Genomic DNA, 9,620 nt, shown 5'->3' with positions numbered 1-9,620 from the left:
TCGCTGGTCTGGGCTGGTCCAGCCCCCGTTGTCACTCATCGAGGATTCTCCTTCGTCTGTACGCGCCCACTCTCGCAGAGCGCGCGCCCGCCGACCATGTCGGGCGCGTCGCCGGCGTCGAGTCGTGATCTGCGCGCGCTGGCTATGCTGACCGGCGATGACGACCCCGCCACCACGCCGAAGGCATCGCAGCTCGCGGTACTCGTCCGCGCTCATGGCCTTCAGCCTCAGCACGGTCGCCGTGCTGCTGGCCGGGCTCGCGGTGTTCGTCGTGGTGAGCAACCTCGGCGGCTCAGGCGGGGCCTCCGGCGACACGTCCGCACCCACCAAACCGGACAGCGGCAACGCCGGTCCGGGCGCGGTTTCCGGGCAGAAGGTGCTCGCGCTGGCCGACCATCCCATTCTTCAGGACCGGGACGCGAGTTTGCCGAACATCGCCTGCGATCTGCCGCAATGGCGCCGTGACGAGGCGGCGGTCGAGGCGTTCTTCACCGCCGCGGAACAGTGTCTCGACAAGGCGTGGGGTCCGTTCCTGCGCGCCTACGACCTGCCGTTCATCCCGCCGTCGCTGCATTTCCCCGACGGCGCGAGGTTCGACACCGCCTGCGGCACGATCGGGGTCAGCGTCGCGACGGCGGCGTACTACTGCGACAACAACCTGTACGTGCCGTACCGCGGGCTGCAAATCGACCAGTACGGCGACAATCCCGGCGTCTACCTGGCGTTGATCGCGCACGAGTACGGCCACCACGTGCAGGAGATCGCCGGGATCATGGACGCGGTGTGGCAGCGGATCTACCAGGTCGGGCAGGTCACCCCCGCGGGGCTGGACCTGTCGCGGCGCAAGGAACTGCAGGCGCAGTGTTTCTCCGGCATGTTCCTGGGCGCGGTGGTCGACCGTGGTGGCTCGGTGACGCGGGACATGTACGAAAAGGCCTGGCGTGACCAGGACACCCGCGGGGACAACACGTCCGGCAGCCATGATCACGGGACGAACGTCCACTATGCGGCATGGTGGCGCAAAGGCGCGCAGTTCAACCGGATCGCACAGTGCAACACCTTCTCCGCACCGGCTTCGGAGGTCTCCTAGCTCGCGAGCGCGGGCGCGCGACGGCCGCCGCGCTGGACGAGGAACGCGTACGCGCCACCGCCCAGGCAGCTCAACGCGAGCAGCGCGAGGCCGACCGGACGCCGCAGGTCACTGTGTCCCACCACGACATCGGCGAGGTGCACGGCGACCGGCCCGGCACCGGCCTGGGCGGGCACGGTGATCTCGACGCGGTTGTTCTTGTCGTGCCCGCAGGCGTCGAGTGAGCCGGTGCGGGTCTGCCCGCCGGAGGAGAATTCCACGGTCTCGGTGGGGTTCGGGTCGGAACAGGCGGCGGGCGTGGTCACGGTGGCCTCCGTGACGGTGCCGCCCCCGGAGGAGACCGAGCCCAGCAGACCCGGGCCTGCCGACCACGCGAGAAAAACGATCACGATCCCGGCGAGCACCGGGATCGCCAGACTCTGCCAGCGCAACCGCACGACACAATGGTTCCAGATGAATCCGGGGATGCACAGCGAGAGTGCGCCCGGATTTGTCACTCGTTGTGGTCGGCCGGGGTCACTTTCCGCACATACAGCAGCCTGTCCCCCGGTTCGAGCGCGTCGGCCTGCGGCGAGTCGACGCGGTACAGCCGCCCGTCGCGGACGACGCCGAGCACGATGTCACTCAGATGCCGCGGTGAACCGCCCTCTTCGGACGGCTCGATCGGACGCTCGGCGATCGCCAGCCCTGATTCGGGAGTCAGCAGATCCTCGACCATGTCGACCACGACGGGTGTCGAGGTGGCCATGCCGAGCAGCCGGCCCGCGGTCTCACTGGAGACCACGACCTGGTTCGCGCCGGACTGTTTGAGCAGGTGCACGTTCTCGGCTTCACGGACCGACGCGACGATATGGGCCTTCGGCGCCATCTCGCGGGCGGTCAGCGTCGCCAGCACGGCCGAGTCGTCACGGTTCGTCGCAACCACGACGGCTCGCGCCCGCTGCACGCCCGCCACCCGCAGCACGTCGGAGCGGGTCGCCGACCCGTGCACGGTGACCAGGCCGAGTGCGGTCGCCGCGTCCAGCGCCTGCTGGTCGGTGTCGACCACGACGATGCGGTTCGGTTCGAGGTTCTCGTCGCCGAGCAGCGTCTTGACCGACGCCCGCCCCTTCGTGCCGAAACCGACGACCACCACGTGGTCTCGCACCTTGGACCTCCACTTCCGGATGCGTAACGCCTGCCGCGATCGTTCCGTCAGTACTTCCAATGTCGTCCCGACCAGCACGATCAAAAACAGCACGCGCAACGGCGTGATGATCAGGACGTTGACCAGCCGCGCGGTCGCGCTGACCGGAGTGATGTCGCCGTACCCCGTGGTCGACAGCGAGACCGTCGAGTAGTAGAAGGCGTCCAACAGCGACAGCCCGTCCCCGTTGACGTCGCGGTAGCCGTCACGGTCGGCGTACACGATCAGCACGGTCGCGACGAGGGCGAGCAACGCGCCGAGTACCCGTTTGCCGATCGACCGCAGCGGGCTGATCGACGGCTCCGGCATCCGGATGACACCGACGAGGTCCGCTGGATCCAGGTCACGCACGCGGCGGATCGTAAACCACGGTGTGGCCGTCCGCGGGGTTCAGCGGCCCGTTTATCTGTGCCGTTGGCCTGAACGTTCCTAGGTCACCAGGTGATCACGACGACCGGGATCTCGCGCTCTGTCTGGTCTTGGTGGGCGACGACCTGCGGGTGGGTCTGGCCGAGCCGGGCGAGGATCTGTTGGCGCTCGGCACCGGTCGCGGTGGTGGCGGTGGCTTCCAACCGCTCGACCTGCCCGTCGGCGCCGACGCGTTCCACCACCACGGCCGGGTTCTTGGCCAGGTTCAGGTACCACGCGGGATGCTTCGGCGCGCCGATCGCCGAGGCCCACAGCACGACCCGGCTGTCGTCGTCGCTGAAATCGCCCAGCGGGACCGTGTGTTCCCGCCCGGTTTTCGCGCCGACGGTCGTCAGCAGGATCAGCTTGCCCCGCTGGAGCCGTTCGTCGCTCAGCACGCCGTTGTGCGCCCGGAACTCCTGGATGACCGCCCGGTTGTAGGCCTTGATGTCATGCGGGATGGACATGCTCCGACCGTACTGCGCGGACGGGGATCGCAGCAGGTTGTCGTGCACCTCCTCAGTTTTCCGGCAGGCTCCGCAACAGGGCCTGCAAGCCGTCGGCGTCCAACAGGTCCACTGGGCGCAGGGTGTGGTCATCGCGGACGTAGTGGAACGCCGCACGTACGTTGGCCAGCGGCGTGCCCGACAGCGAAGCCCAGGCCAGCCGGTACGCCGCGAGCTGCACCGAGAGCGCGCCGAGGCGGGACGGTTCCGGTACCGCGCCCGTCTTCCAGTCGACGACCGTCCAGCCGCCGTCGGGGTCGGCGAACACCGCGTCCATCCGGCCCCGCACCAGCACCCCGTCGATCTCGGTGGAGAACGGGACCTCCACCTCGTGCGGGGTGCGCATCGCCCAACTGCTCGCCTCGAACGCCGCGCGCAGCTCGTCGAGCGCCTCGTCGGGGGCGGCGGCCTCGTCCGCCGCACCAGGCAGATCGTCGATCTCCAGTAGCCGCTCACCCGAGAACCGCCGCTCGAGCCAGCCGTGAAAAGCGGTGCCGCGGCGGGCGAAAGTGTTGGGCGGTAAGGGAACCGGCCTGCGCAATCGCCGGGCCAGCGCCCCAGGGTCGGAGGCGAGCTCGACGAGTTGGCTCACCGACAGGTGCCCCGGCAACGTGACATGCTCGCCGGCCCCGGCGGCAGCCGCGCGCTCGGCGAGCAGGATGTCGGTGTCGGCGATCCAGCCGTCCGGATCGTCTTCCTCCTCGTCCGCGGACTCGCCGGATTCCAGCGCGGCCAGCACCATTTCCGCCCCCTCGGCGACCGCGGACCGTCTGGCGCCGAGCGGGTCCACCGGCCACCGCGCCGTCCGGGTCTGGGTGACCAGCGGGTTCTCGTCGTCTTCCGCGGGCTCATCGGCCCAGGTGGACGAACCGCCGAGCGCCGAGATCTCGACGAGGAAGTCCGACGGGCCCTTCGGGCGTGCGCTCGTCTCGTTCCACCAGTGCCCCGAGGTGATCAAGGCGTGCTCGGATCGGGTGAGCGCGACGTAACACAGCCGCCGCTCCTCCTCGGCCTCACGTTCGGCGAAGCTCTGCTCGTGGATGTCGAAGGCCTCGGCGATCTCCTTGCGGTCCATGCCCATCGACACCCGCAGCTTCGGCAGATCCTGCGCATCACCCCGCAAATGCGCCGGCAGCGACGTCGCCGTGCGCAGCCACGATGAGGACCGCCGCCGGTTCGGGAACACGTCGCGCACCAGATGTGGTACGGCGACGACCTGCCATTCCAGCCCCTTGGCGGAATGCACGGTGAGCACCTGCACCCGGTCCGGCAGGACGTCGACCTCGCCGGGCGTCAACCCGTCCTCGGCGTGCGCCGCGGTCAGCAGATAGTCCACAAAGGACATCAGCGTGGCGTCCGGTGCGGTTTCGGCGAAATCCGAGACGACATCCGCGAACGCGTCGAGATGCGCCCGCCCCGCGCCACCCGGCCGGGCGAGCGACTCGACATCGAGCAACATCGTGCGTTCCACATCGGCCACCAGCTCGGGAAGCGACTGGTCGAGCCGCGCACGCAGCCTCGTCAGCTCGTCGGCCAGCCGCCGGATCCGCTGGTAGCCCTCCTCGGAGTAGCGCGCCGGGCCGCCCGGATCGTCGAGCGCGTCGACAAGCCCGGTCTGCTCGGCACGTTCGGTGAACAATTCGTCCACAGTGGACTCAGGTGCGGCGATCTCGTTGGCACGCCGCCACAACGTCGCGAGATCCGACGCCGCGAGCCGCCAGCGCGCGCCGGTCAGCAGCCGGGCCGCCGCGGTACCGGCGAGCGGATCCGCCAGCACGCGCAGGGTCGCGAACAGGTCGGCGACCTCGGGTTCGTCGAGCAGACCGCCCAGCCCGACGACCTCGACCGGTAGGCCCCGCGCCCGCAGTTCTGCCGCGATCGGCGCCATGTCCGCACGCCGCCGCACCAGCACGGCCGCGGTCGGCGGCGATCCGGTCGCCTCCACGTGCGCGTACCAGCGGCGCGCGAGCGCGTCGGCGATCCACTCGCGTTCCGCGCGGATATCGGGCAGCAGCGCGCATTCCAGGTCCGCCGGTCCGGCGTCTTCCCTGGCGCGCAGCCGTGCCACGCCGAGACCGCGGGCACGCAGCGGTTCGGCGATGCCGTTGGCGAGGACGAGCACCCCCGGCGGGTTGCGGAAGCTGGTGAGCAGACCGTATTCCCGCGCCGGCACGAGCTTTCCGTTGTCGGACCGGGGGAAGTCCGTGGTGAACCGCGGGAGGTTGGCCGCGCTCGCGCCCCGCCAGCCGTAGATGGCCTGCGCCGGGTCACCGACCGCGGTGACCGGCAACGGAGGATGCTCCACCCCGCCGAACAAGGCGCGCAGCAGCACCCGCTGCGCGTGCCCGGTGTCCTGGTACTCGTCCAGCAGCACCGCCCCGTAGCGGTCCCGCTCGCCGCGCGCGACTTCGGGATGGCTGGTGGCCAGCTGCGCGGCCAGCGACATCTGGTCCGCGAAGTCCAGCGCACCCTCGGCCCGTTTGCGCCGGTGGTAGCCCTCGACGAGCGGGATGAGCGCGAGCCGGAACCGTTGTGCCGCAGCGATTTCCGCGAGCGCATTGGGCAGGGCCGCGCGCTGCCCCTTGGCGCGCGGCGCGGTCTCGATCACCTCGCACAGCCAGGTGCTGTACTCGGCGAGCTGCTGTTCGGTCACCAGATGTTCGCCCAGCTCACCGGCGAGCGCGAGCAGCTGCGCCGTGACCGACGCCGGCACCCGGTCGGTGTCGAGATCATCGTCCCATGTGGACACCACGCGGTGCGCGAGCTGCCACGACGAGGTCTCCGACAGCAACCGCACGCCGGGTTGCACGGGCAGCCGCAGCCCGTGCTCGGACAGCAGCCGGCCGGCGTAGGCGTGGTAGGTCAGGACCGTCGGCTCACCGGCGAGCACGGCGGCGCGGCGCGCGCCACCGGGATCGACCCGGTCCAGCAGGCCGGAACCGGCGAGGCGCCGCAGCCGGGCCCGTACCCGTTCGGCGAGCTGACGCGCCGCCTTGCGGGTGAACGTCAGGCCGAGCACGCGTTCCGGGGTGACGACCCCGTTCGCCACCAGCCAGACGACCCGCGCGGCCATCGTCTCGGTCTTTCCCGCGCCCGCGCCCGCGACGACGAGCGCGGGTTCGATGGGCGCGGCGATCACCGCGGCCTGTTCGGGGGTCGGCGGATGCAGGCCGAGCGCGACAGCGACCTCGGCCGGGCTGACGGTCATCCCCCGGTCACCTGCCGTCCCTCCGGCCGCAGCGGGCAGGAACCCTTGGCGGGACAGCGATCGCAGTCGCTGTTCTCGCTGGCCTGGTACCCAGGGCCGGACGCGGACACGGCGAGCTCGCGCACCAGTTCCAGCCAGCGCCTGCCGCCCTCGCCGTCCATCGGAGGCTGTTCTCGTTGCGTGGCACCGGTTTTGGTGTTCGACTTCGCGAGGTACACCAGCTTCGCCCCGCCCGGCTGCTTCCCCTCGCCGAACGCGCCCAGTAGCACGGAAAGCTGATACGCGGCCAGCTGCGGGTGCAGCTCGGCATCCGCCGCGGTGACCGCGTTCTTGCCGGTCTTGAGGTCGACGATGACCGGCCGCCCGTCCTTGTCCGACTCCAGCCTGTCGACCCGGCCACGCAGCCGGACCAGCAGGCCGTCCTCCCCCAGCGGCAGTTCCACCTCGATGTCCTGCTCGATCCCCAGCTGCTCCAGCTCACCACGGCTGGTTTCCAGCCAGGCCAGGAAGTTGCGCACCATCTGCTCGACCCGGCCGCGCTCACGCCGGGAGAACCACGGCGCGCCGGCGTCGATCTTCGCCCACGCCTCGTCGAGCGCTGCACGCAGCTGCTCCTGGTCCATTCCGCTCGCGGCGGCCTGCGCCAGACCGTGCACCAGGGTGCCGGTGACCGCCGCGAGTTGCGCCGGGTCACTGCCGCCATGCCGCTCGACAAGCCAGCGTAACGGGCACTTGTGCAGGGTATCCACTGTGGACGGTGAGATGCGCACGACGTCACCGGTGCCGTACAACGGTTTCTCCGAGGACATCTCGGGCACCCCGTACCAGGAGTCCGGGTGCGCACCCGGCACCCCGGCCTCGGCCAGCCGCGCGAGCTGGCGCGCGGCACGCTTTCGCCGCTCGGGCTCGGTTCGCTTGTCACACACCGCCTTGCGCAGTTCACCGACCAGTTCGGCCAGCACGAGCGACCGCCCCGGCGGCTTCATGCGAGAGTCCACACCGGACTCGTCGGCGCTGTTCGGCTCGATGTCGTCGATGAAGCGGGACGGCTGCTCGTCCTCTCCGGCGACCGCGCTGACCAGCAACGTGTCCCGCGCCCGGCTGGCCGCCAGGTAGAACAGGCGACGCTCCTCGGCCAGGATCGGCGCCGTCGCGGACACCGAGTCACCGTCCACACCGGACAACAGGTCGACGAGCCTTTCCACCCCCAGAAGGGAACCGCGCAACCGCAGATCCGGCCAGCTGCCCTCCTGGACCGCGGCGATGGCGACCACCGTCCACTCGCGACCCGCCGCGCCATGCGCCGTCAGCAGGGACACCCCCTCGCCGCGCGCGGCCACCGGGGCCAGGCTGTCCCCGGCGATGTTCTGCGACGACAGGTAATCCGCGAAGGCCGCGACGCTCGCCTTCGGCAGCCTGTCCACGTAGTGCCCGGCCGCGTGGAACAGCGCGACGATCGCGTCGAGGTCCCGGTCCGCCTGCGAACCGAGCGTGCCGCCGCGCGCGGACTGCCGCACCAGCCGTGGCTGCAGCCCGCTCTCCTTCCACAACTCCCACAGCACCTGCTCGACCGGTGCGCCACGGCGGATCGCCGCCGCCGTCACCTCGATCAGCGCGCCGACCCGCCGAATCGGGGCGGCCTCGGCCGCCGCGAGCGCGCCGAGTTTGTCATTGTCCCACAACACTTCCAGCAGCAGCTCGTCACTGGAGCGCTGGCCGCCGCTCGCCAGCTCGAGGCGGCGCAGACCACGCCGCATCCGCCGCAGCGCCAGCGGATCCGCGCCACCGAGCGACGACGACAGCAGCATCTCGGCGAGATCGACGTCGAGCACTTCGGGATCGTCCGCGACGCGCAGGATCGCCAGCAGGGGGCGCACGGCGGGCTGTTTCGCCAGCGGCAGCTCCTCCGCGGCGGACGCGATCGGCACTCCGGCCGCGCGCAAAGCCCGTTGCAGCACGGGGAAAGACCGGCTCGGCGAGCGCACCAGCACCGCCATTCGCGACCACGGGACGTCGTCGGTGAGATGCGCGCGGCGCAACTGGTCGGCGATCCAGCTCGCCTCGGCGGACGGGGTGGGCAGCAGGCGGACCTTCACCGCGCCGGGCTCGGCGTCCGGCACCGGCCGCGGCCGGCGATGGGCGTTCGCGCCGGGCAGGGTGCGCGCAAACCTGGTCACCGCCGCGTGCACCTCGGCGCTCATCCGGTGCGCACGGGTCAGCGTCACCGTGCGCTCGCCGCTGGGATCCGCATCGGCGAGCAGCGTGGGATCGGCGCCACGGAAGGAAAACACCGCCTGATCCGGATCACCGGCGAGCACGAAATCCGCCGCCGCCGAGCCCAGCAGCCGGATCAGCCGGAACTGCAGCGGGTCGAGATGCTGCGCGTCGTCGACGAACACGTGCCGGATCCGGGCCTGCTCACGGGTCAGCAGGTCTGGATCACCCTCCATCTCGACGAGCGCGCCGGCGACCAGCTCGGCCGCGTCGAGCGCCGGGGCACCACCGGCCCCCTGCAGGATCGTGACCTCCTCGTACTGGCTCCAGAACTCGCCGGCCGCGACCCACGGCGGCCGGTCCGTGCGCCTGCCGAGCTTGACCAGATCCTCCGGGCCGAGCCCGCGTTCGGCCGCGCGCAGGAGCAGATCCCGCAGCTCCTCGGCGAACCCGGGCACGGGCAACGCGGGCCGCAGCTCATCGGACCAGTTCTCCGCGCCGGCTTCGAGATCACCGGCAAGCAGCTCGCGGACCACGACATCCTGCTCCGGACTGGACAGCAACCGGGGTGGTGGCAGGCCACGCGCGCCGGCCTGCAGGCGAAGCAGCGCGAACGCATACGAGTGCACCGTGCGGACGATGGGCTCGCGGATCGTGCGGCCGTGCGCGCCCGACGTGCCGCGACGTGTGATGTCCGCCCGCAGCGCGTCCGCCGCGCGGCGGGACGTGGTGAGGACCAGCACCTGCTCGGGATCCACCCCGGCGTCGATCCGGGCGGCCGCGGCGCTGGCGAGCAGCGACGTCTTGCCCGTGCCCGGCCCGCCGAGGATCCGCGCGAACCCGCCGGGACGTTCGATGAGCGCGCGCGCAGCGGGATCCCAGTGCTGCGGGCGCACCGGTTCGGCGGGGCGGCGGATCAGCCGCGCCCGCCGCGTCACCGTGCCACGCGTGTTCACGGGTCGATGGAATCATGAGGGTCCGACAAAATCGTGACCCGCCCCGCACAGA

General features: G+C 71.1%; 6 protein-coding genes. 1 reads left to right on the top strand and 5 read right to left on the bottom strand.

Annotated features, from left to right (window positions below; genetic code table 11):
* The first annotated feature begins 157 nt into the window (after positions 1-157).
* Positions 158-1,090, top strand: a complete 933-nt coding sequence (locus GKO32_RS14065; protein WP_154757273.1) for a neutral zinc metallopeptidase — start codon at positions 158-160, stop codon at positions 1,088-1,090.
* Here the strand turns inward: GKO32_RS14065 and GKO32_RS14060 are convergent.
* The 5 genes from GKO32_RS14060 to GKO32_RS14040 all read right to left on the bottom strand — a co-directional run bounded on the left by GKO32_RS14060 (position 1,087) and on the right by GKO32_RS14040 (position 9,568).
* Positions 1,087-1,527: a hypothetical protein gene (locus GKO32_RS14060; protein WP_312867902.1), complete on the bottom strand. Its 441-nt coding sequence runs from the start codon at positions 1,525-1,527 to the stop codon at positions 1,087-1,089. The genes GKO32_RS14065 and GKO32_RS14060 overlap by 4 nt on opposite strands.
* Positions 1,528-1,583: 56 nt before the next feature.
* Positions 1,584-2,585, bottom strand: a complete 1,002-nt coding sequence (locus GKO32_RS14055) for a potassium channel family protein (protein ID WP_154757307.1) — start codon at positions 2,583-2,585, stop codon at positions 1,584-1,586.
* A gap of 125 nt (positions 2,586-2,710) precedes the next feature.
* Positions 2,711-3,151 (bottom strand): nitroreductase/quinone reductase family protein, encoded by a 441-nt coding sequence (locus GKO32_RS14050; protein WP_154757272.1) that lies wholly within the window; start codon positions 3,149-3,151, stop codon positions 2,711-2,713.
* A 52-nt stretch (positions 3,152-3,203) separates the two neighbouring features.
* On the bottom strand, positions 3,204-6,398 hold the full coding sequence (locus tag GKO32_RS14045) for an ATP-dependent helicase (RefSeq protein ID WP_154757271.1): 3,195 nt from the start codon (positions 6,396-6,398) through the stop codon (positions 3,204-3,206).
* Positions 6,395-9,568 (bottom strand): ATP-dependent helicase, encoded by a 3,174-nt coding sequence (locus GKO32_RS14040; protein ID WP_376765957.1) that lies wholly within the window; start codon positions 9,566-9,568, stop codon positions 6,395-6,397. Before GKO32_RS14040 ends, GKO32_RS14045 begins: the two co-directional genes overlap by 4 nt.
* Between the last annotated feature and the right edge of the window lie 52 nt (positions 9,569-9,620).

Origin of the sequence: Amycolatopsis pithecellobii (assembly GCF_009707865.1) — a bacterium.
GTDB classification, from domain to species: domain Bacteria; phylum Actinomycetota; class Actinomycetes; order Mycobacteriales; family Pseudonocardiaceae; genus Amycolatopsis_E; species Amycolatopsis_E pithecellobii.
This window is presented reverse-complemented; position numbering and strand designations above follow the sequence as displayed.

Excerpts from the sequence above, each read along its gene's own strand:
- GKO32_RS14055 (WP_154757307.1), bottom strand. The coding sequence starts at position 2,585 with ATGCCGGAGCCGTCGATCAGCCCGCTGCGGTCGATCGGCAAACGGGTA.
- GKO32_RS14050 (WP_154757272.1), bottom strand. The coding sequence starts at position 3,151 with ATGTCCATCCCGCATGACATCAAGGCCTACAACCGGGCGGTCATCCAG.
- GKO32_RS14045 (WP_154757271.1), bottom strand. The coding sequence starts at position 6,398 with ATGACCGTCAGCCCGGCCGAGGTCGCTGTCGCGCTCGGCCTGCATCCG.
- GKO32_RS14065 (WP_154757273.1), top strand. The coding sequence starts at position 158 with ATGACGACCCCGCCACCACGCCGAAGGCATCGCAGCTCGCGGTACTCG.